Annotated in this window: 22 protein-coding genes; 15 read left to right on the top strand and 7 right to left on the bottom strand. The window is 28.8% G+C overall.

Annotated elements, in window-relative coordinates:
- Window positions 1-131 precede the first annotated feature (131 nt).
- A complete protein-coding gene (locus ACTG45_RS18620) occupies window positions 132-1,226 on the top strand; it encodes a YkvI family membrane protein (RefSeq protein WP_021386386.1) in 1,095 nt (364 codons plus the stop codon).
- Window positions 1,227-1,448: 222 nt separating this feature from the next.
- Window positions 1,449-1,865 carry a hypothetical protein gene (locus ACTG45_RS18615; RefSeq protein ID WP_021386383.1) on the top strand — a complete coding sequence of 139 codons (417 nt, stop codon included), beginning with the start codon at window positions 1,449-1,451 and terminating at the stop codon, window positions 1,863-1,865.
- Between the two features lie 131 nt (window positions 1,866-1,996).
- Here ACTG45_RS18615 and ACTG45_RS18610 read toward each other — a convergent pair whose 3' ends face one another.
- On the bottom strand, window positions 1,997-2,578 hold the full coding sequence (locus ACTG45_RS18610) for a 5-formyltetrahydrofolate cyclo-ligase (RefSeq protein WP_479919569.1): 582 nt from the start codon (window positions 2,576-2,578) through the stop codon (window positions 1,997-1,999).
- Between the two features lie 152 nt (window positions 2,579-2,730).
- Between ACTG45_RS18610 and ACTG45_RS18605 the strand changes: the two genes are divergently transcribed.
- Entirely contained in the window at window positions 2,731-3,888 is a 1,158-nt protein-coding gene (locus ACTG45_RS18605) for a S41 family peptidase (RefSeq protein WP_479919568.1), read from the top strand.
- A 94-nt stretch (window positions 3,889-3,982) separates the two neighbouring features.
- Here ACTG45_RS18605 and nagA read toward each other — a convergent pair whose 3' ends face one another.
- From nagA to tnpB, 3 genes are all read right to left on the bottom strand, one after another.
- Window positions 3,983-5,137: an N-acetylglucosamine-6-phosphate deacetylase gene (gene nagA, locus ACTG45_RS18600; RefSeq protein ID WP_479919567.1), complete on the bottom strand. Its 1,155-nt coding sequence runs from the start codon at window positions 5,135-5,137 to the stop codon at window positions 3,983-3,985.
- Window positions 5,138-5,222: 85 nt separating this feature from the next.
- Window positions 5,223-5,948 (bottom strand): GntR family transcriptional regulator, encoded by a 726-nt coding sequence (locus ACTG45_RS18595; RefSeq protein ID WP_479919566.1) that lies wholly within the window; start codon window positions 5,946-5,948, stop codon window positions 5,223-5,225.
- Window positions 5,949-6,157: 209 nt separating this feature from the next.
- The gene (gene tnpB, locus ACTG45_RS18590) at window positions 6,158-7,267 is read right to left on the bottom strand and encodes an IS200/IS605 family element RNA-guided endonuclease TnpB (RefSeq protein ID WP_479919565.1); all 1,110 of its coding nucleotides are present in this window, start codon (window positions 7,265-7,267) and stop codon (window positions 6,158-6,160) included.
- A 773-nt stretch (window positions 7,268-8,040) separates the two neighbouring features.
- Here tnpB and pfkB point away from each other — a divergent pair.
- Entirely contained in the window at window positions 8,041-8,970 is a 930-nt protein-coding gene (gene pfkB / locus ACTG45_RS18585) for a 1-phosphofructokinase (RefSeq protein WP_479919564.1), read from the top strand.
- A 122-nt stretch (window positions 8,971-9,092) separates the two neighbouring features.
- Here the strand turns inward: pfkB and ACTG45_RS18580 are convergent, their stop codons facing one another.
- On the bottom strand, window positions 9,093-10,010 hold the full coding sequence (locus ACTG45_RS18580) for a Gfo/Idh/MocA family protein (RefSeq protein WP_479919563.1): 918 nt from the start codon (window positions 10,008-10,010) through the stop codon (window positions 9,093-9,095).
- 491 nt (window positions 10,011-10,501) lie between these two features.
- Between ACTG45_RS18580 and ACTG45_RS18575 the strand changes: the two genes are divergently transcribed.
- The 9 genes from ACTG45_RS18575 (at window position 10,502) to ACTG45_RS18535 (ending at window position 20,227) form a co-directional block, all read left to right on the top strand.
- Window positions 10,502-11,665: an SIS domain-containing protein gene (locus tag ACTG45_RS18575; protein ID WP_479919562.1), complete on the top strand. Its 1,164-nt coding sequence runs from the start codon at window positions 10,502-10,504 to the stop codon at window positions 11,663-11,665.
- A gap of 47 nt (window positions 11,666-11,712) precedes the next feature.
- Complete coding sequence (gene gatY / locus ACTG45_RS18570; protein ID WP_021386363.1) at window positions 11,713-12,564, top strand: tagatose-bisphosphate aldolase subunit GatY; 852 nt, start codon at window positions 11,713-11,715, stop codon at window positions 12,562-12,564.
- 334 nt (window positions 12,565-12,898) lie between these two features.
- Window positions 12,899-14,800: a BglG family transcription antiterminator gene (locus ACTG45_RS18565; protein ID WP_021386339.1), complete on the top strand. Its 1,902-nt coding sequence runs from the start codon at window positions 12,899-12,901 to the stop codon at window positions 14,798-14,800.
- Between the two features lie 2 nt (window positions 14,801-14,802).
- Window positions 14,803-15,846 (top strand): aminopeptidase, encoded by a 1,044-nt coding sequence (gene ypdE, locus ACTG45_RS18560; RefSeq protein ID WP_479919561.1) that lies wholly within the window; start codon window positions 14,803-14,805, stop codon window positions 15,844-15,846.
- A 14-nt stretch (window positions 15,847-15,860) separates the two neighbouring features.
- Entirely contained in the window at window positions 15,861-16,166 is a 306-nt protein-coding gene (locus ACTG45_RS18555; RefSeq protein WP_021386337.1) for a PTS sugar transporter subunit IIA, read from the top strand.
- Between the two features lie 99 nt (window positions 16,167-16,265).
- Complete coding sequence (locus ACTG45_RS18550) at window positions 16,266-16,601, top strand: PTS sugar transporter subunit IIB (RefSeq protein WP_021386367.1); 336 nt, start codon at window positions 16,266-16,268, stop codon at window positions 16,599-16,601.
- Window positions 16,602-16,632: 31 nt separating this feature from the next.
- Entirely contained in the window at window positions 16,633-17,955 is a 1,323-nt protein-coding gene (locus ACTG45_RS18545) for a PTS sugar transporter subunit IIC (protein WP_479919560.1), read from the top strand.
- Between the two features lie 9 nt (window positions 17,956-17,964).
- Window positions 17,965-19,035: an aminopeptidase P family protein gene (locus tag ACTG45_RS18540; RefSeq protein WP_479919559.1), complete on the top strand. Its 1,071-nt coding sequence runs from the start codon at window positions 17,965-17,967 to the stop codon at window positions 19,033-19,035.
- A gap of 4 nt (window positions 19,036-19,039) precedes the next feature.
- Window positions 19,040-20,227, top strand: a complete 1,188-nt coding sequence (locus ACTG45_RS18535; RefSeq protein WP_479919558.1) for a MalY/PatB family protein — start codon at window positions 19,040-19,042, stop codon at window positions 20,225-20,227.
- Window positions 20,228-20,415: 188 nt separating this feature from the next.
- Here ACTG45_RS18535 and ACTG45_RS18530 read toward each other — a convergent pair whose 3' ends face one another.
- Window positions 20,416-21,288, bottom strand: a complete 873-nt coding sequence (locus ACTG45_RS18530) for an aldose 1-epimerase family protein (RefSeq protein WP_479919557.1) — start codon at window positions 21,286-21,288, stop codon at window positions 20,416-20,418.
- A gap of 393 nt (window positions 21,289-21,681) precedes the next feature.
- The gene (locus ACTG45_RS18525) at window positions 21,682-21,873 is read right to left on the bottom strand and encodes a hypothetical protein (RefSeq protein WP_003425777.1); all 192 of its coding nucleotides are present in this window, start codon (window positions 21,871-21,873) and stop codon (window positions 21,682-21,684) included.
- A gap of 219 nt (window positions 21,874-22,092) precedes the next feature.
- Between ACTG45_RS18525 and cobT the strand changes: the two genes are divergently transcribed.
- Window positions 22,093-23,139 carry a nicotinate-nucleotide--dimethylbenzimidazole phosphoribosyltransferase gene (gene cobT, locus ACTG45_RS18520; RefSeq protein WP_479919556.1) on the top strand — a complete coding sequence of 349 codons (1,047 nt, stop codon included), beginning with the start codon at window positions 22,093-22,095 and terminating at the stop codon, window positions 23,137-23,139.
- 32 nt (window positions 23,140-23,171) lie between these two features.
- Entirely contained in the window at window positions 23,172-23,732 is a 561-nt protein-coding gene (gene cobU / locus ACTG45_RS18515) for a bifunctional adenosylcobinamide kinase/adenosylcobinamide-phosphate guanylyltransferase (protein WP_021386356.1), read from the top strand.
- The last annotated feature ends 2 nt before the right edge of the window (window positions 23,733-23,734 follow it).

Here is a 23,734-nt window from a genome sequence, read left to right as displayed (position 1 = left end):
ATAAGTTTTAAGTTATTATACTAAAAAGGCTCTAAAACAGTTATCATGTATTTTATGTTAAAGGAAATTATAGGTAGTTTATCGAATTGTTTAAGCAGATGAAAAATTTCACGTGGGGAGGTAACTGAGATATGTCAGAAAAGGTAAACGTTAAAACAGTCATAAGTTTCGCAGGAGCTTATGTAGCAACAGTAATTGGTTCTGGATTTGCAACAGGACAGGAAATAATGCAATTTTTCTCTTTTTATGGTTTTGCAGGTATTGTTGGTGGAGTAATTTCAATGGTATTATTCTCATGGATGGGTGCTTCAGTTATGTCAAAAGGTAAAGAACTTCAACTTAAAGAACCTATCAAAATTTATCGTGTTTATTGTGGTAAGTATTTAGGAATATTCTTTGAGTGGTTTGGACCATTATTCTTATTTGGTGTTTTCGTAGTAATGATTTCAGGAGCAGGAGCAACTTTAACTGAATATTATGGATTAAATCCATTTGTAGGTAGAGTTGGTATGGCAGTAGTAGCATTATTAACTGTTTCACTAGGTCTTGATAAATTATCAAAGATACTAGGTGGAATAGGACCTATAATAATAATCTTTACACTTTTAGTTGGTGGTATAAGTTTAGCTAGTAATATAGGTAATATAGGAGAGGCTGCACAAGTTCTTAGTACTGTAGATGTAGCTAGACCAGTACCAAACGCATATTTATCTGGTGTAATATATACTACTTATAATACAATCGTTGTCATGGCGTTCTTGACAGGATTAGGAGCAGGTGCTGCTAATAAAAAAGAAGCCATTTGTGGTGGTATATTAGGTGGAGTAGCACTTATGGCAGCAGCTATAATGATGCACTTAGCTATTCTTTCTGATATAGGAAACTTATACTCAAAAGCAATACCATCATTATTCTTAGCAGATAAGATTTCACCAATAGTTGGAGTTTTATTCTCAATAATTCTTATATTAGGTATATATACAACAGCTGTACCTTTATTATGGTCAGTAACTAATAGATTTGTTGATGATAATCATCCTAAGTTTAAAATAATAACTTTAATAACAGCTATATTAGGTCTTATAGGTGGATTCCTACCATTTGATAAGCTGGTTGGTATTTTATATCCATACACTGGATATATGGGCGTCATAATACTGGTTTGTGTTCTTTATAGACAGATTACAAAAACGTCTGGATACCAAGAGGGAGTTAGTGACAAATAAATATTTTAAGATTGTAATTTAAGAGCTATATGAAAACAATTAAATTGTTTTCATATAGCTCTTTTTATTTTACAGTTAACTTATAACAAAATGTCGAAAACATGTTTTTTAATTATATTACATATATTTAAAATTATGGATAAATATATTCTAAGCGATAATTTAGAGTCTAAGATAAAGTTATAAATCATATATTTAGAATAGATGGGAGGAGTGATAAGATTGAATGTAAAGTTTAATATTAAAGGTATAATTTATGGAGTCATAGCTCTTATATTCGTTATAGGAGGATTTATATTCATACCAAGTATGTTTGTAGAAAAATCAAAGCCTATAGATTATACAATATTACAAAGAAATTCAATACCAGAAAAGATACTTGATGTCATGGATAAGTATACAAACGAAGAAAGAGCATTGGCAGCCAAAATTGATAACAAAATATATATCATAGTGACTAGAGGAAATAATAAATATGGTATAGAAATGGACAAAATAGAAAGTGTGAGTGAAGAAGGAAAGGATGTTTTGAGAGTCAAGGTAAAGTATAAAGATAAGGAGAATTCTTTTCCATACATAGTGGTTGAAACAAACATGAGTGAGCTTCCAGATAGAATAGAATTAAATTCAACTAAATAAAAATATGTTTTATAACTAAACAACTAAAGATTTATACAATAAAGTCATGGTTTTTATTATTGTAGGTAAATTATATATATTTTATTATTTTAAAAGCCATGACTTAAAATGCTCATTATATAATGCTAAAACTATTTGGTGTTAAAATTATTTGGAGTGATAATTCTAGTTTCAGTAACTATATAATTTAATTGTGCATCATGAGTTTCTTTTGGGATAGAATTGAATATCTGGAAATCAAATGCTATTCCAATAGTTATGGCATCTTTTCTTAAATTTTCTAAAAACCTATCATAAAATCCTCCACCATACCCTAGTCTGTAGCAATCTATATCATATGCTACAGCTGGTACAATTACAACATCTAAAGCTTTAATATCAATTGTAGGTGATGTTTCCTTAGGTTCTCTTATTCCATATGTTCCAATTCTCAATCCATCTTTCAAATCTGTTATTTGAGTAGGGATTAATGTATGATTTTCTTTTATTGTTACAGGGCTTGAGACTATTTTCTTTAGGGATAAAAGTTTTTGGATTAAGTTATCTGTTTGAACTTCATTATTAAAGTCTAGATAAAGCATTATATTAGTTGCATTTCTTATATCTTTCATTTGAAGTAATTTTTCTGTTATTAAATTTGAATTATTAAGTACAAAATATGCACTCTTATTTTTTCTAGATTCAATAACTTTTTTCCTAAATTCTTTTTTCATAAAATATTCCTCCCTTAATATGTTATAATGTGTACAGCAATTGTATTTAATATAAATTTTAGTATAGTTTGTTACAATAAAGCAATATATTTGGGTAAATGTAATAAAAATAACAGCTAGTCATATAATAATAATAGTTTATGTAAAAGGAGATGTATCTTGTGATTTCAAAGAAGAAAGCTATTTTTTTAGGGGTGATTTTAGTAATTATAACAGCGATGACTACATCAGCATTTCAGTTAACATTGGGGAATAAGGTTGTAATATCGAAAGAACTCTATGAAGACTATAAAAAATATGATAAGTTGTTAGGATTAGAATCTATTATAAAACAAGATTTTTATAAAAAAGTATCTGATGCTGACTTGGTAGATGGAGCATCAAAAGGCTTGTTCTTAGGTACGAATGATAAGTATTCTGGTTATTACACTAAAGATGAAATGGAAGATTTAATAAACGATAGTGAAGGCTCTTATGTTGGTGTAGGCATGTATATAGGTGCATCAAAAGATGGAGGGCTAGTGGTAGTTCCTATGAAAGATTCTCCAGCAGAAAAAGCAGGTGTAAAAGCAGGGGATAAACTAGTAAAAGTAAATGGAAAGTCTGTATCATATAAGAATTCAGATGAAGCTGTGCGTATGATGAAAGGTAAAAAAGGAAAAATAGTTGAGTTAGCAATATTAAGAGAAGACAAACAACTAAGCTTTAAGGTAAAGACAGAACAGATAGTTGAGAAAAGTTTAGAAAGTAAAGTAATTGATAATAATTTAGGTTATATAGAAATCACTCAATTTATATCAAGTACATATACTGACTTTGACAAAGCTTTAAAAGAATTAAAGGCAAAAAATATTAAGGGATTAGTAATAGACCTTAGAAATAATCCTGGTGGAATGCTGGATATATGTAAAGAAGTTGCTGATGAGCTAATTGGTGAAGGGACTATAGTATATACAAAAGACAACAAAGGAAATACTGAGTACTTGAAATCTGATAAAGAAAAATTGGGACTTCCAGTAGTAGTCTTGACTAATGGAGAAAGTGCCTCTGCTGCTGAAATACTAACAGCTGCAATCGTTGATAATAAAGAAGGTATTTCTGTAGGTACTACAACTTTTGGTAAAGGATTGGTACAATCAGTTGTAAGATTAAAAGATGGAACAGGATACAAGCTAACTACTGCTCAATATTTTACACCTAATGGAGATTATATCAATGAAAAAGGAATAAAACCTACCATTGAAGAAAAAGATGAAAATAAACAGTTGGATGTGGCAACTAAGTGGCTTAGAGAACAGATTGATAAATAGGATTTAATTCTTATAAACTTATAGTATAAGATGAAGAGTATTATAAAAGAGTGGATAATTTTTAATTATCCACTCTATGTTTTTTATGTAGAATCTATTTATCAGTCTTATACTTACATATACCATTTATATAAGTTTCATGTATATTAAAGTTATCATCTATCACTATAAAATCTGCACTCATACCTTGGCACATAGAGCCACAGACATTATCAATATTACAACTTAAAGCAGGTATATATGTAGCCATTTTTATTGCATCTTCTAAAGTTGATATATTCCAATCAACTATATTTCTTACAGCATTATCCATTGTCAATACACTCCCAGCTAAACTTCCACTGCTTAATCTTGCAACACCATTTTTTACATTGACATTAAACCTACCAAGAGTATATTCTCCATCATCCATAGCACCAGCTCTCATACAATCTGTAATCAAAGCAATATTATTTCTAGACTTAATATCCATTATTATTTTAGCAGCTATAGGATTTACATGATGACCATCACAGATTAATTCAGCATAAGTACCTTTTAATGCCATGGCAGCTCCAACCATTCCAGGTTCTCTATGATTTAAAGGGCTCATTCCATTATATGTATGTACAAACACTTTAGCACCTGAATTAACAACTTGTTCAACTTGCTCAAATGTAGCTGAGCTGTGGCCAAGTGCTACGGATATATTATTTTTAGTAGCGTATTTTGTGAATTCTATTGAACCATTACGTTCTGGGGCAATTGCTATTTTTCTTATTAAATTTTTTGATTTTTTTTGCCATAACTTTAAAGTATCAATGCTGGGGTCTCTAAAATATTTTTCGTTTTGAGCACCTTTGTATTTTTCTGTAAAAAAGGGACCTTCTAAATAAATACCTTGTATTTTTGCACCTTCAACTTTATTATAATTATTACTTATATTTTCAATACAGCCATTTAGGTTATCTATAGAATCAGTTAAAGTAGTGGGTAGGAAAGACGTTACTCCATACTTTAATAGACCTTTTGAAATTGTGTTTATTGCTTCAAATGTATTATCCATAATGTCTACACCCAAAAGTCCATGGATATGAGTATCAACTAAACCAGGAGCAATATATTTACCTGAAAAATCTATAACACTATCGGCAATATCTGGTTTTTCTTGTTGAAATTCACCAAATTTGCCACCAATTATTCTAAGGTAACCTTTTTCTTTGATGCCATACTTCATAAAAAATTTATCTGCATAAATAAAATTTTTCAAAACTACCTCCTTATAATTTGTACTATCATTTGTAGTTTTGACGTTTATAAAACATTAAGTTTTCTGGAAATCTATTTAAAATTTATTATCTTACATGCCTTATCTTATATACAAATTTATCACTTCTAGCAACACTCAAGGTAAATTCAATAACTATATTGTCATCATTATATGTGGTACGAAGTAATTTTAGACAAGGTGAATCACCTGGGACTTCTAGCAATTTTGATTCCTTATCAGATATTATTCCTGCAGAAAATTCCTCATCAGCTACTTTAATAATCTCTCCATAATCTTCTCTAAATATCTCATATAGAGGTTTTTGTTCTATTTTTTCCTGTGTCAGTTCTGTAAATTCTTTCATAGGAAGATATGTTCTTTCAAGCATCATAGGGAGATTATCAGCAAGTCTTAGACGCATTATTTTTATTATTTTTTCACCAGGAGTTATACCTAATTTCTCAGAAAAATATTTTGTACTTTCCACTACCTCAAATGATAATACTTTTGTACTTGGTTTTTTTCCTTGTGTTCTCATGTAATCTGTAAAGCTATAACTATCCATTAAGTTTTGGGAATTTTGACTAAGTGCAGCAACAAAAGTTCCTTTTCCATGTCTTTTGTATATATATCCCATATGTTCTAATTCAGCCATAGCTAGTCTAACTGTAGTTCTACTTACTCCGTATTCATCACAAATTTTTCTTTCGGAAAGCATTCTATCATTTGGTTCCATCTCGTTTTCAATTTTAGTCCTTAGTATCTCAACAAGTTGGTCATATATTGGTCTTTTATCATTTCTTTTTATCATAAAAATTTATAGTCCTTTCTAAGTGGTTATAACCACAATTTGATTATAAAATATACAATTATTTCTGTCAATGAGTAAAGCTTACTGAACCTCCCATGACTAAAGTCACAGGGTTCCTACTTCATAGAATTTTGCATACTAAAATATGTCTTACTAATTCTCCACAGGCTATCCCCGTAGTTCCTACGGTTCTTACATAAGTATTTATTTTAAACTGTTATTAGTCTTAATCCTTCTTTTAGTATATTTATACTTGCATTTATATCTCTATCGTGAGTTACATTACAACAAGGACAAATCCATTCTCTTATATTTAAATTCTTCATTTCCTCGTTTTTATACCCACATTTATTACATATTTGTGAACTTGCAAAGAATTTACCTACCTTTACAATTTGTCTACCATACCAATTAGCCTTGTATTCTAATTGACGAACAAATTCTGACCATGATACATCAGAAATAGAGCGAGACATTTTATGATTTCTAGTCATATTCTTTACTTGTAAATCTTCTATGCAAATAATATCATTCTCTTGTATTAATTTAGTAGATAGTTTTTGTAGGAAATCCTGCCTTTGATTAGCTATATGTTCTTGAAGTCTTGCAACTTTTAACCTTGCTTTATTTCTATTTAAACTACCAATTGTTTTTCTTGATAATTCTCTTTGTAATTTAGCAAGTTTGTTTAATGACTTTTGAAGATACTTAGGATTTTCTATAAATTGTCCACAACTTGAGATACAAAATTCTTTAATTCCTAAATCTAAACCTATCTGACTATTAGTATTTTCAAAAGCTTTAATATCTATATCAGTACAACATAGTGATACATAATATTTACCACTTGGCTCTTTAGATACAGTAGCATTAAGTATTCTCCCTTGAGGTACTTGTTTATCCCTTACTTTAACCATACCAAGTTTAGGTAATTTTATATATTGACTAAAGTACATAATATTTCCATTTGTAAAGTTAGTTCTATATGAAAATCTATTAGTTTTCTTTGATTTAAATTTAGGAAATCCTGTATTTTCTTTAAAGAATTTTTTATATGCGTTTTCTAAATCTTTTAAGGTGTTTTGTAGTGAAAATTTGTCAGGTTCTTTAAGCCACTTTAATTCTTTTTTTAAATTGGTCAAATCAGAACTGCACTGTTTATAAGTAAAAATTTCTTTATTATTTTCATAAACTTCTATTTTTTTAGCAAGATACTTATTATATACAAATCTACAACATCCAAAAGTTTTGTTAATTAACTCTTGCTGTTTTTTATTTGGATACATTCTAAACTTATATGCTTTTTCCACTACTATCACCTCACTTTAATTGTTTTTTATGATTATTCATCATCCATCATAATATTAACATTTAAAACAAGTATTTTGAAGGTTTTCATATTTATTTTTTAAATAACATATATAAGAACTGTAAGCCCTTAACTTTTATCATTTTTGAGGTTGTCGTTCACATAAGTTCGCTACTACCTATGCAGTTCTCTTATGAACTTCTTACACTTTCATGCAAGCACAGACTATATCTTATCCTTCGGCATTATCCGTTAAGGTCTACCCACTTCCACTACCGATAGCTTGTAGTGTACTTCCCTCAAGAGGAATAGTCGTTGAAGTTTCTCCTACTTAGGAGCTTACCTGCTGATTGCCCATTTTAAAGTACTTAGGGTTTAACCTTATACCATCTAACCAATTTTTTCTACTTTCGTAACTTTCACACTTAGGTTTATTTCATCCTTATGCTTTAGTTTGGTTAGCTTTAGGGGTTTCCAGCAATTCAAGTAGTATTGGATAGGTTCTATCCTATCTCTACATATAAGTTTCCCTATATGCTGACTACTTTAGCTACTAACTCACGACTAAAGTCACGAGTGTGCGTAGCTATTTTTTAATCAAAATTAAATAAGTAAGACTATTAATTTATTTCAAAATTATGATGCATTGACAAAACGAGTGAAATAATTTATATTCAAATTGGTAATAACCACTTGAGGTGTATTATAGACGAGGATTTTATATTTTTACATATTAATTTATTATTTAGAAAAGTAAAAGGTTAATAATGAGGAGAATCTAGTATGATTACAATAGTAACATTCAACCCATCTATAGATAGAATGTATAGAGTAAATAGTATAAATATAGGTGAGGTGCAAAGGGTAGTAAGTACAAATGCAACTGCTGGAGGTAAAGGATTAAATGTAGCTAAAGTATGTAAAGTTTTAAAAGAAAAACCTTTGGCTATGGGATTTTTGGGGGGATTCAATGGAAAATTCATACAAAATGAACTTAAAAAATTAGATATACAAAATAAATTTACAAATATAAAGCAGGAAACTAGAAATTGTCTAAATATAATTGAAGACAATAAAATAAGTACAGAATTTTTAGAAAAGGGACCAAGGGTGGAAAAAAGTGATTTAGAGAGATTTGAAAATGACATAGATGAAGTAATAAAAAGTACTAAAATACTAGTGGCATCTGGTAGTTATTGTGAAAATATGCCAATAGACTATTATGAAAAGTTAGGTAATTTATGTAGAGAAAATAATATAAAATTTATATTAGATACATCAGGAGATGCTTTAAAAGTAGCTTTAAAGTCGCAACCATATTTAATAAAGCCAAATATAGATGAAATAAGAAATTTATTAGGAATTAATATAGAGTCAAGAGAGGAAGTTATCTTATCAGGAAAAAAACTTCTTGAAATGGGGGCAGAAAATGTATGTATATCTCTAGGAAAAGATGGAATGGTTTATTTAAGTAGAGATAGTGTATATGATGTTAAAGTACCATCTGTAAAATGTGTAAATACTGTAGGTAGTGGAGATAGCACGATAGCTGGATTTAGTGTAGGTATTTTAAGAGGGTACGAAATAGAATATTTACTTAAGTTTGCAAATGCTTGTGGTATAAGTAATGCTCTAAATATGGAAACTGGATTTGTATGTTTAGAAGAAGTTGAGAAGTATCAAAATTTAGTTGAAGTAACAAAGTTAAGTTGAATAGAGCTAATGTGAATATAATGGGTTTAGTATGCATATAATAGAATTTTATGTATAAAAACATAGTCTTATATAAAAATAGGTTAGAGACATTTGTCTCTAACTATTTTTATAATAAATATCTATTTTACTGAACCTATAATTTTCTCTAGTAATCTTTGAGCTTTAACGCACTCTTCTCCACTAATTGCTGGCTTTATATTATTTTCTAAGCAATCAATGAAATGATTTGTTATATCCTCAAAACCCTTTTGTTTTAATATATTTACCCATGCACCACTCTGTTTTGAAGTTAGATTTCCATTTTCCTCTATTTCCAGTACATTAAGATTCTTAACTCTTTGAATCTTACCTTTTGAAAGAATTTCAACTTGTTCTAATTTTGTTCCAGAATCTCTATGCATAGAGGTATTTATAGAAAAATATTTACCTTTAAGTTTATGACTTACAAATATTAGATTTTTATTGTCTGTTAAAAATAAATCCTCTCCAGTAATTTCGACATCGCCATTTGCTAACCATAAAGCAGTGTCAATAACATGTATATAGTCATCTATAAGTGTACTGTCAAATCTAACATTTCTTAAGGAATTTAATCCATGTTTACATATGTTGATAGATACAATTTCTGTGGCATTATTTTTAATTTCTTTATACATAGGACAGAATCTGCGGTTGAATCCAACCATTAAATTTAAGTTTCTTTTCAGACTTAACTCAATAAGCTCTTCTCCTTGCTCGACTGTTGAGGCAAGGGGCTTGTCTACATATATATGAGTATCTAAATTTAATAATTTCTTTATAATATCGTAATGTGTTTCTGTAGAGCTATGTAGAAAAATACAATCACATTTTTTAGCTAAAGATTCAATAGAATCAAATGGTGTGAGTCTATAATCACTACAGATTTTTTCTTTCTTGGTTTTATTTGGAGTAAAAGCTCCTACAAACTCAAATCGCTCGGATTTTGCTAATACAGGTAAATATGCCTTTTGAGCTATAGAGCCAAGACCTATCATACCTACTTTTATATTTTTCATAATAGTTTCTCCTAGTGTTTTTTATATTTATAGAAATGATTATAATTCAGACACATAAATTTGTAAACTTTGTGTCAAAAAAATAAATCTGAAGTTTATGCAGGTAAATCAATGGTCAAATAAAGATAATTGATAAAGTAATTTTAAAAAATGTATATAAAATTGACTGACATAAATATTTTATGTATTGACAAAAAATTCAAATTAATTTATATTTGGATTAGTGGTAATAACCACTTTGTTTAAATAAATTTTTATCATAAAATAAAAATACCAAAACGTCTATAATATAATTCTAATAAATTTTTTAATATAAACTAAAAATAAATTATGAAAATAATCAAAATGTATAGAGTGTATTTAAAAATTAGTTTTAGTAGTAATAAAAAGTCCAAGTAAAAAATATAAAAAGATATATTTTTTTTACATTTAAAAGTGGTTATAACCTCATTACCAAAAATAAATGTTATAAGTATGAAAGGGGAATAAAAATGTTTAAACTAGAAGAACAAAAACTAAAAGATTTAGGTGCAATAATAACGACTAATGAAATAAAACAACAACCTGAACTATGGTTAGAAACTTATGAAATATATAAATCCAACAAAGAAAGATTAAGTAGATTTATAGACACAATAAGTAATAATCATGGGCAGTTTAGAGTTATATTTACAGGTGCTGGAACTTCAGCTTATGTAGGCAACTCAATACTTCCGTATCTTAAAAATAAAAATGACATAAGAAAATACATATTTGAAACAATACCTACTACAGATATAGTTTCTAATCCATATGATTACTTAAAAAAAGATGTGCCAACGTTATTAGTTTCATTTGCAAGAAGTGGAAATAGCCCTGAAAGTTTGGCTGCTCTAAATTTGGGGAATCAGGTTGTAGATAATTTTTATCATTTAGCTATAACTTGTAACACAGAAGGAGAACTGGCTAAAATGACTAAAAATGATGAAAATAATTACTTATTATTAATGCCATCAAAATCAAATGATAAAGGTTTTGCTATGACAGGAAGTTTTTCATGTATGATGTTATCTGCTATGTTGATATTTGATAGTTTAGAAGAGGATATAGAAAAGTCATATATACATGCAATAATTGAGATGGGAAAAAATGTTATAGATAGAAAAGATGAAATACATGAGTTAATAAATAAAGATTTTGATAGAGTTGTATACTTAGGCTCAGGGGGATTAGGTGGTTTGACACAAGAAGCACAACTAAAACTTTTAGAACTTACAGCAGGGAAAATAGCTACAGTATATGATTCTCCTATGGGATTTAGACATGGCCCAAAATCATTTATTGATGAAAAGACACTTGTCTTTGAATTTGTATCTAATTGTTCATATACACGAAAATATGACTTAGATGTTTTAGAGGAAATAAAAAGAGATAAACTTGCTAAACTTGCTTGCTCAGTATCAGTAGAAGATGAAAATAATTTCTCAGGAACAAAGTTTGAATTTGAAGGAAAGTACAATAAATTACCAGATGTGTATCTTGCAATGCCATACATATTATTTGCACAAACTATAGCATTATTTGTATCTATAAAAGTTGAAAATAAGCCAGACACACCGTCAGCTATGGGAACAGTAAATAGAGTAGTAAAAGGTGTAACAATATATGAATACTAAAAGCATTTGTTAAAATATTATAATTAAATAATTTGGGGGGTATCAATGTGGCATTAGTAACAACAACATCTATGCTTAAAAAGGCACAAGATGAAGAGTATGCAGTAGGAGCATTTAATGTGGAAAATATGGAAATGGTAATTGCTGTTATAGAAGCTGCTGAGGAGTTAAATTCTCCAGTTATATTACAAACTACTCCGTCAACTGTAAAGTATGCAGGGCTTGATTATTATCTAGCAAACGCAAAGGTTGCTGCAGAAAGAGTAAATATACCTGTGGCAATGCATCTAGACCATGGCTCAAGTTTCGACCTTGCAATGAAAGCTTTAAGGGATGGATATACATCAATAATGATAGATGGTTCTCATGAAAGTTTTGAAAATAATATATCTCTATCTAAATCAGTAGTGGAAGCATGTAACCCGTCTCTTATACCAGTTGAAGCAGAACTTGGAAAAGTTGGAGGGAAAGAAGATGATTTAGATGGTGGAGACAATAATGATTATACAAATCCAAAAGAGGCAAAAGAGTTTGTCGATAGAACAGGGGTATCTTCATTAGCTATAGCTATAGGTACAGCGCATGGGCTGTATAAAGGTGAACCTAAAATAGATTTAGACAGACTATCAGAAATTAAAAAAGTAGTTTCAATACCTTTAGTATTACATGGAGGTTCAGGAATACGTGATGATATTATAAAAGAGGCTATAAAAAGAGGGATTACAAAAGTTAACTATGCAACTGAATTAAGAATTGCATATAGTAATGGAGTTAAAAAAGTTTTAAGTGAAGATTCTGAAGTTATAGACCCTAAAAAATATGGATTAGCAGGACTTCAATCAGTAAAGGACTTTGTAAAAGAAAAGATTAAAGTATGTGGGTCTGTAAATAAAGCATAAAAAATAAAATATCCTAAATTTATTTTAGATAAGTTTAGGATATTTGTTATATGAAAAATTTATTTCATTTATAGCTATAATGGTGTATTTTTTTCATTTAATTGATGAAAAATATCAGCTTTTATTGGTAAAGTATTACATATATAATTAAAATATAATAAAAATTGAACTATATATTTTATTATTATGAAATATATATCTTAAATTTTAGTGCTAAAATATACTAGGATATAAACTTCGATAAATACAAATAAAGAGTTTAATTTTTATAAGAAAATATTTTTGTTTATAATACTACTTTGAAAAATATAATAATACTGGGGGAGGTGGTGATATGAGAGAACGCATTATTCTTGAAACATTGAAAAATAGTAGTGGTTATCTAAATATAGATTATTTTGCAGATAAGTTAGGGGTATCTACTCGAACTATCAGAAATGAAATAAAAAAGATAGAAACTATAAAAGAATGTAATGGTTTCAAATTAGAATATAAGTCTAAATTAGGATATATTCTAAATATTAAAGACCAAGATAAATTCGAGCATTACCTAAAAAACTTACCCTCAGACTTAGTTGAAAATCCAGAACAACGGTTGGAGTCTATAATAGTAGAACTTTTAATAAATGAAGGTTATAAAACTATAGAGCAGTTAAGTAAAAAATTTTTAGTCAGTTCATCTCAAATAAAAAATGATTTGAAAAAGGTAGATGAAAAGATAAAAGATACAGAATTAAAATTAGAAAGAAAGGCTCATTATGGAATCAAAATAGAAGGCTCTGTAAAAGAAATTCAAAGTATATTAGTGGAGAGTTATTTTAAAGGTAATAGAAATATAACAGAGTATAGAAATAAGTTTATAGATAATTTTAAATTAGATAATATCAGAAGTACAATAAAAAATGTCCTTAATGAACATAACTTAGAAGTTAACTTAACAGAGCTTGAGGAAATATTAGCACAAATTATTATATTGTATATAAGAGTTAGTATGAGAGTGGTGAGAGATATTAATGATTTAGACTTATATACAGAAGATTTAATTATAGATGACTTATTAGATAAAATTTTTAAAGATAAAAAATATAACCTTACTCATGACGAAAAGTATTACTTAAAACAACTTATAAAACTAAGAACTAAAGATAAGAAAGCCACTATAAAGAATATAGATAAAAATAAACTTCAAGATATAATGTATGAATTTTTTAGAGATATAGATAAAAAGTATGACTCTAATTTTTTGGAGGATAAAGAGTTTCTTAACTTATTTTATTTACATATTGCATGTTTAATAGAACGTATAAAGAAGAATCACAAGATAATAAATCCTTTTTCAGTTAAGATAAGTCAACAGTATCCAACTGTTTTTAATTTATCTATTCAATTTTCAAAAATTATAGAAAATGAGTATCATATAAAAATAAGTCAAGATGAAATAGGTTTTATAGCAACTCACATTGCTGTTCCTTTTGAAAAAAGAGAAGAGGCTAATTTTAATAAAAAATATAAAATAGCAATAATATGTTCTTCTGGCGGAGGTAGTGCATTTTTGATAAATTTAAGACTTAAAGAAATCTTTCCAAATGCTGATATAAAAAACTTTTCATTACTAGAAGAAAAGGCTGTAGTAGAATTTGCACCAGATTTGATTTTTTCAATAACAAATCTTTTATTTGAAATAAATACTCCAGTTATTCTTATAAATGAAATTTTAGACGAACTAGATTATTTGGATATTAAAGAAAGTATTAGATTTGCAGAACATATAGGAAATATATCAAGTCCAAAACAATACATATTAGGTCTGTTTGATAAGAATCATTTTAGATGTATAAAAGATAAATTCAAATATAAGGATATCCTTGATAGCATGTCACAATGCATAGTTGATGAAGGCGCTTGTTCTCCGACCTATCCTAAAGATGTGTGGGAAAGAGAGAGTTATTTGAGCACTATTTATACAAATGGTGTAGCGATACCTCATCCAATTGAAATGACAGGTAATAAAAATATTATATCAGTGGCCTTGATACAAACTGATATTAGTTATGAAAATAGAGTGCCAAAGATTATTTTCATGATTTCATTAATAAAGGGAAATCTAGAACTTCATAAACAGATATCTAAGTATCTAAGTAAGATTATGACAGATAAGGATATGGTAGATATGCTAAATAAGTCGCAATCATATGAAGAGTTTATGTATAAGTTAAAAATCTACCTGGGAGGTTAGACATGAATATAGAGTTTTTTAAGAGATTATCAGAAGCAGATGGTATAGCATCTAATGAAGAGGAGGTTAGGCAAGTTTTATTAAAAGAATTACGAGATTATAGTGATAGAGTTATATGTGATGGGTTAGGAAGTATAGTTTTTTCTAAGATAAAAGATGAAAATGCACCAAATGTAATGATTTGTGCTCATATGGATGAAGTTGGATTTATGGTGAGGAGTATAGATAAACTTGGTATGATTCACCTAATAACAATAGGAGGGGTAAAACCCCTTGCACAGTTTGTCCAAAAAATTAGAATTACAACAAGAGAAGGAAAAAAAATACCTGCTATCATAAATGCCACATATAATAATGGCAAAGCTGAAAATATATATGCAGATATTGGAGCATATACAGAAGAAGAGGTATACAATTTAGGGATTCATGTTGGGGATATGGTGACCTATACAACAAACTTTGAGGAATTTGCTCTGTCAGACCGATTAGTGGGAAAAGCTTTTGATGATAGAGTAGGATGCTTTGTTATGGGTGAGGTTTTAAAAGAGTTAGAGAAGAAAAATCTAAGCTGTAATATTCACTTTGCAGCTACAAGTAGTGAAGAAGTTGGAATAAGGGGTGCAAAGACAGCAACACAGTTGATAAATCCTGATATAGTATTTGTGATAGATGTAGCATGTGCTAAGAACGAGTTTGTAAGAGACTATACAAATCAGAAACAAATTGATAAAGGTATAATGCTAATGCATAGAGACAGGACTCTAGTCCCTAGTAGAAAAATGATAGATTATGTAATGGAAATTGCTGATGAAAACAACATACTACTTCAACACGATATGTTTGAATCAGGTGGAACTGATGGGGGGGAAGCACATCTTGTAAATGAAGGGAAACCTTGTGTAGTAACTTGTGTACCAGTCAGATATGGTCATTGTGCATTTTCGATAGTAAGTAATAAAGATTTAGATGCCATTATAAGATTATATACACAGTTAATTTTAAATTTTGATGAAGAAAAATATAAACATATAAGAAATTTTATTTAAAGGAGAAAAAGAAAATGTCAACAGAAGTGCAAATAATGGAGCTTATATCAACTGCAGGAGAAAGTAAATCAAAAGCTTTCGAAGCTTTAAAAAAAGTTAAGGCAAAAGATTTTAAAGGAGCAAAATTGTTAATAGAGGAGGCTCGTAAAATAGATATTGAAGCTCACAGAATACAGACAGAATTAATAACTCAAGATTTAAATGAAGATGTTGAAAGTCCAGCAATGAGTCTTTTAATGGTACATGCCCAAGACCACTACATGACTTCTCAACTAGCTAAAGATTTGATAGAGGCTTTGATAGATTGTTTTGATAAGTAGTTGAAGTGTATAAATAAATTATTTACATAAATTTTCTTTTAGAAAGTTTTAAATACTTTCAAGAGATAATAAAAAATACAAATTTTAGGAGGAATTATTATGAAAATATTATTATGTTGTGCAGGTGGATTTTCTACTAATATGCTAATGCAAAATATGAAGAAGGTAGTAAAAGAAAGTACTAAACTTAATGAAAAAGATTTTGAATTTACAGCTATACCAGCAGATTCAATAGAAAGTGAGGTTGATGATTGGGATATAGTACTTATAGGTCCTCAAATAGCTCACAAAATAGATTTTTTAAAAGGAATATTAGAGCCTAAAAATAAACCTTTTGCAGTAATAGATAAAGATGTTTATGGAAAAATGGATGGAGCTACAGTTATGAAGTTAGCATTAATAACTTATAAGAAACATCAATTAGCTCAAGGATAATAAGAATATTGAGGGAAAAGGGGAGTTAAATATGTTTTCAAAATTTGAAGCGTTTATGAATAGAGTATTTATGCCTTTAGCTCACAAGGTTGACAATCAGCGTCATCTTGGTTCTATAAAGGCTGGTATGGTAGCTATGACACCATTCACAATATTAGGAAGTATATTTGCAATACTTCCAGCACTTCCAAACATGCTTGGAGAAAATAACTCAATAAGCAAATTCATATTGAATAATGCAGCAATACTGGACTTGCCAGTAAGTCTTTCCATAGGTTTGATAGGATTATATGCTTGTATGTGTATTGCTTTTAATCTAGGTAATTATTATAAGTTATATATACCAGGTTGTGTTGCATTATCAACTTTTTCTTTTCTATTCCTAGTAGCATCATTCACACCAGATGGTGCATTAGAAGTAGGAAACTTAGGAGCTAAAGGGCTATTTACGGGGATGATAGCAGGGCTTGGTTCTGTAGAGTTATATAATTTCTGTAGTAAGAAGAATATTACAATAAAAATGCCAGAAAATGTACCTGATTTTGTATCTAGGTCTTTTGAGTTAATACCAACTACTATAATAGTTTGTGGTACTTTTATAGTTGCTCGTTTTATTTCATTAAAAGTGTTTGGAGAATTACCTCCACAGATACTTACTCAATTTTTATCTCCATTAGTAGGAAGTATGGATAATCCATGGTCAGTTCTTGCTCTTAATTTTGCGATATGCACTATATTCTTTTTTGGAATACATTCATCAGTATTTAGCCCTATAACTAGACCTATAATGATTACATTTATAGCTGAAAATATAGCAGCTATGCAAGCTGGTGAAACAATACCTCATTTCTTTACAGCAGGAGCTTCAAGTGCATTCTTTGGATTTACAGGTTGTGGAATTAGTATAGGTTGTGTAATCGCATGTATGTTATCAAAAAATTCATCTTATAAAAAAATTGGACGTGTATCATTATTCCCTGCATTATTTGGAATAAATGAACCAATATTATTTGGTGCACCTATAATATTAAATCCAATAATGTTTATACCACATGTATTTGGTGGAGCTATAATAGGTACATTACCAATGTTTTTTATGCACTGGGGATGGTTAGCAAAACCAGTATTTGACCCTCCATATGTAGGAGTGTTCTTAGAAGGTTTTTTAACTAATGGAGATTGGCATTCTATATTAGCAAATGCATTACAATTAGTATTAGCAATCTTGTTATATTGGCCATTCTTTAAAATAATGGAACGTCAACAAAATAATAAAAAACAAAAAGAAGAAACAAAGAACATATTCTCTAAAGAAGAAGAAGACCTATTAGATGATTTAGGTCTGGATTTCTAATATTTTGTTATGAATAATACAATAGAGAGACTAGTAGATTTAATCTATAAAAGAGGTGTTGACGCTCTTTTGATTAAGTCCAAAAATACTAAAAAATATATAGGAGCATTATCAGGTAGCGGTGTGTATGTACTTGTTACTAAAGATAAAAAGTACCAAATTCTAGATGGTAGATATACTGATGAAGCAGATAAAAAAACGAGTGGTTTCATAAAAAGAGTTGTATCTCAAGGTTCTTATATACCAAATATAATCGAATTATTAAGAGAATTGAATATAGGAAAGCTAGCAATAGAAAATCAGGCTATGAGTATACAAGAGTATATTTTGCTAAAAAATGCAGGTTTTGAAATCAGTTTAATAACCAATGAATTATGGAAATTAAGGGCTATAAAATCTAAAGTAGAAATTGAACTTATTAAAAAGGCATGTGAGATTACAGATGAAGTATTTAGTGAGGTTATTTCTGAGATTAAAAAAGGTATAACCGAACTAGAAGTATCAGCTCTAATTCAGTATCATGCATTGAAAAAAGGTGCAAGTGGAATGTCTTTTGAAACAATAGTGGTATCAGGAGAAAGAGGAGCAATGCCACATGGAAGACCTACAAACAAAAAACTGAGAACGAATGAGGCTATAACAATAGATTTTGGTGTTGTTTATCAAGGGTATCAATCAGATATGACTCGTACAATATCTATAGGTAAACCTCCTGAAATTATTCAAGAGATATATGATGTGGTATTAGAAGCACAATTATCTGCAATAGAGTCAATAAAAGAAGGCGTTAAGGCCAGTGATGTTGACAAAGTAGCTAGAGAAATTATAGATAAACATGGATTTGGTGAGTATTTTAATCATGGTCTGGGTCATGGTATAGGTCTTGGAGATGGAGAGGTTCCTACCCTAAATCCAAATAGTGATGATATATTAACAGAGGGAATGGTAATGTCTTGTGAGCCAGGAATCTACATTCCAAATATAGGGGGAGTTAGGATAGAAGATGACATTGCTATAATAGGTGGAAAAGGTGTCTCACTCAATAAGACATCTAAAGATTTTATGATATTAGGAGAATAAAATTATGAAATATAATTTTGACAAAGTATTAAATCGTAAAGAGGGGAATTGTAGGAAATGGAGCAACCATGTAATTAAAGAAAAGTTTGACTTAAATGAAGATGCAATTCCTATGGATTTAGCTGATATTGATTTTGAATGTGCTCCTACCATAAAAGAGGCTATCTTAAAAAGAGCCTCAGTAGGAGATTATAGTTATACTTTTATAGGAGATGACTTCTATGATGCTGTTATAAATTGGAACAAAAGACGATTTGATATATATGTAGAGAAAGAATGGATAAAGTTAACTTTTGGTACTGTTTCAACTCTTCATTATATAGTCCAAGCATACACTAAAGAAGGAGATGGTGTATTGATAAATACACCTGCCTATGACCCTTTTGCAGAAGCTGTAGTAAATAATAATAGAAAGTTATGCTGTAGTTCATTAAAATTAGATAATAATAGATATTATTTAGATTTAGAAGATATAGAAAAGCGAATGAAATACGAAAATATAAAATTATTTATATTCTGTAGTCCACAAAATCCATCAGGTCGTATATGGACAAAGGAAGAACTGTATAAAGTATCAGAGTTATGCTTAAAGTATAATGTACTTTTGGTAAGTGATGAAATTCATAGGGATGTAGTATTTAAAGGTCATAGATTTGTGTCTTTATGGAATTCTCATCCAGAAATTTATAAAAATAGCATAATCTGTGTATCTCCTAATAAAGGATTCAACTTAGGAGGATTAAAAACATCTTATGTACTAATAAGAGATTTAAAAGTTAGAGAAATTTTGTTAGAAAGACTAAAAAGTAACTCAATAACTTCTCCAAATGTATTTGCAATACCAGCAATTGTTGCGGCATATAATGAAAGTGAAAAATGGTTAGATGAAATGACCAATTATGTAGAAAATAATTTTCAAATAGTCTATGAGTTCTTTGAGACATATATACCAAAAGCTAAGGTTATGAAATCAGACTCTTCTTTTCTAGCTTGGATAGATGTGAGAGAAGTATTTAGAAATGAAGAAGAATCGAAAGAGTTTTTTAGACATGCAAATTTAACTATGGTAGTTGGAAGTTACTTTGTAAAAGATGGAGAGGGGTTTATCCGTCTTAATATAGGGTGTCCGAAAGAAACATTAAATGAAGCCCTAAATAGAATTAAAAAAACGTATATAAGTATGTATTGTTAAGCCATAAAAAATAAGATATTTATAGGCTTATGTAAAAACATATTATTTAGTTATCAAATATTACTGGAATTTTGTATTCCAGTAATATTTTTTGATTAAGGAATATTAAATAATACCACTTCATATTATTATATTAACTTATATTAACATATTTTATAACTTTGGTAACACATGTAACTGACTCTTATTTAATGTATATTTATACTGTAAGAAGCAGTAAAAACTTTTCCCTTACTAAGTTTATTAATGAATTTCTTGTCTTTATAAATTTTATTGGAATACATACTATCAGCAAGACCATACCAAGGTTCTATACATAAAAATGGAGCAGTAGAATTAGACTCACTATAATAAGGAGTCCAAATACCAACTAGAGGGAAATCTAACATAGATAGAGTTATATATTTGCTACCATCATTATTACATATAGATACTTCATCTATATTGGTGTATATCAAGGCATCATTCTTGAACAGTTCCGGATTTAACTGTAAGTTTTTTAAATCACCAATAAATGTTATATCATCAGTAAAAGAACCATTTAAATTGATTTTTTCCACATCATTTCTTCTTTTAAATTCAAGATGATATTTAGAAAAACCATTTTGTTCAAAAAAAGGAATATTAAATGCAGGATGTCCACCTATAGAAAAGAATATATCTTTAGAGTCAGTATTTTTTACAATCCACTCTATATTTATACTGTCATTGTTTAATGTATAATTTATAATTAGTTCAAAAGAGTATGGATACTTTTTTAAGGTAGATTCATTGTCTATTAACTTATAAGATATGAATGTATCTCCTTTGTCTACAATTTCAAATTCCATATCTCTAGCAAATCCATGCTGAGTCATGCTGTATAGATTTTCTTCTATTATAGTTTCATTATCAAAAAGTTTACCTACTATAGGAAATAATATAGGTGATTGTCTACCCCAATATTTCTTATTGCCATTCCAAAGAATGTCTTTGTTATATTCTTTAGAAAATATTTTAGTGAGTTCAGCACCAGAACTGTTTGATTCTATAATTAACTTTTCATTTTGTAAGATATTCATTTAAAATCTCCTTTATTATATTTTATGAGTATATTATACTATAAAGTATAAGGATTATTAAATTTTATTTGATATTATATTTGAAAGGTAGATTTTAGTATATTTTGAAAATTTTGTTTTGAAAATTTGGGATTATTTAAGAAATTTTGTATTATAAATAGAAGGAAATAGATAAATTGTATAGAATAAAATATATTAAGATAAGTTAATAATGTTAAATGGGAAGTGAGTTTATGGAGAAACCAAATACAAAAGTTGTTAACTTTCAAGAGTATAAGGACAGAAAAAATGAAAGAGAAGTAAACCGAGACGAACTTTTAAAGCTTATAAAAAAAATTGTGACTTCAAAATAGGGAGTTGTTAAACTCCCTATTTTAATGGGTTTCATAGTGATTAAGACATTCTAAGTCCATCTATATAATCTTTGAATTGTGAGAAATCTGATTCGCTACTCAACTCTATAGTTTCTGAACCTTCCGTATAAAAATTCTTAAGGTAGATAGTATAATTATTATCTACACAGTCATGATAAATACATCTATATCCATCTTCATATAAATTTTTTAATTTAGAAAAATCATCCACAATATCATCTCCTTAAAGTTCTTTTAAATATATTTTTACAAAAACCATCGGATTGTATGCAAATTCATAATGTAAAATAAAGGAAATACAGATAAAATGTAGAATAATTTTTGTATATATGTAAAAATAAAAATAAAAAGTTGAAATTTTTAGAAAATAAGAGTATTTTTTATCTAAAAAGATAATTTAAAAAACAAAAAAATGTTGGGAGGATAGAAAATGAGTTTATTAGAAAGTATATCAAAAAATATATATTCTTTAGATAATTCTTCTATTGAAAAAACAAAGCAGAGATTGGACAGGCTTATACATCCAACTGGAAGCTTAGGGAAAATAGAAGATATTTGTATGCAATTATCAGGAATATTTGGCAATGAAAATTTTGATACAAGTAAAAAAGTTATAATAGCTTTTGCTGGAGACCATGGTGTATATGAAGAAGGAGTAGCACCTGACCCTCAAAACATAACAAAACTACAATTTCCAAATTTCTCAAAAGGTCTGTGTGGAGTTGGAGTAATAAGTAAATTTGTAGGGGCAGATGTTGTAGCTGTAGATGTAGGAATAAACTGTGATGAAAAACTAGATGGAGTATTGGATTATAAGATTAGAAAAGGAACATCAAATATGGCGAAAGGGCCAGCTATGAGTAAACAAGAGGCTATTAGATGCTTAGAGATAGGAATTGAAATAGCAGAACAGTGTATAGAAAAAGATTATAAGCTTATTGGTATTGGAGAGATGGGTATAGCAAACACTACTCCAAGTACAGCAATAATATCTGTGATTTCAGGATGTGACCCATTAGAAGTTACTGGTATAGGTGCAGGTCTTAAAAAAGAAAGACTAAAACATAAGGCTGAAGTAATTAGAAAGGCTATTGAGATTAATAATCCAAATCCAACTGATGGAGTAGATATTTTATCTAAAGTAGGAGGATTTGAAATAGGTTCAATGGCAGGTGTTATATTAGGATGTAGTGCTAATAGAATTCCAGTAGTAATAGATGGATTTATTTCTTATGCAGCAGCATTGATTGCATATAAGATAAATCCAAAAACTAGAGAATATATGATAGCATCTCACTTGTCAGCAGAATCAGGGACTAAAAGGGCCTTAGATATATTGAGATTAGACCCTTTACTAAATATGGACATGAGGTTAGGTGAAGGAAGTGGAGCTGCTTTAGCATTTAATATAATAGAAGCTTCAAATTATACTTATAAGAATATGGCAACTTTCGATGAAATTGACATGGGAAGATAAGACATAAAAATTTAATATATAGGAGTGTTTTGATGAGTGAAATTATTCTGGTAACAGGAGGAGCTAGGTCAGGAAAGAGTAACTTTGCAGAAAAACTATGTTTGAACAGGAATAATAATACAGCTTATATAGCAACTTCTATTCCATTTGATGATGAAATGAAAGATAGAGTAAAAAAACATCAAGAGAATAGACCTAGAAATTGGAATACATATGAAATATATGAAGATATATATTCCATAATTAGACAGCTATACAAAGAACATGAAACTGTTATACTAGATTGTGTGACATTATTAGTAAATAATCTAATGTTTAAACACAATCTAAATATAGAAGAGTCTACTCAAGAAGAAATAAACAAATTGGAAGAGTACATAAAAGAACAAGTTAGAAAACTTATTGAAGAAATAGAAAAAACAAATCTATACTTTGTGTTTGTGACAAATGAATTAGGTATGGGAATTGTTCCTGGGAATAAACTTAGTAGGATATATGCCGATATTGTAGGTCGTATAAATCAATACATAGCATCAAAAAGTAATGAAGTTTATTTTGTAGTTAGTGGAATACCCATGAAAATAAAGGAGTAGTA

The sequence above is a fragment of the Clostridioides sp. LIBA-7602 genome, assembly GCF_056688945.1.
This window is presented reverse-complemented; position numbering and strand designations above follow the sequence as displayed.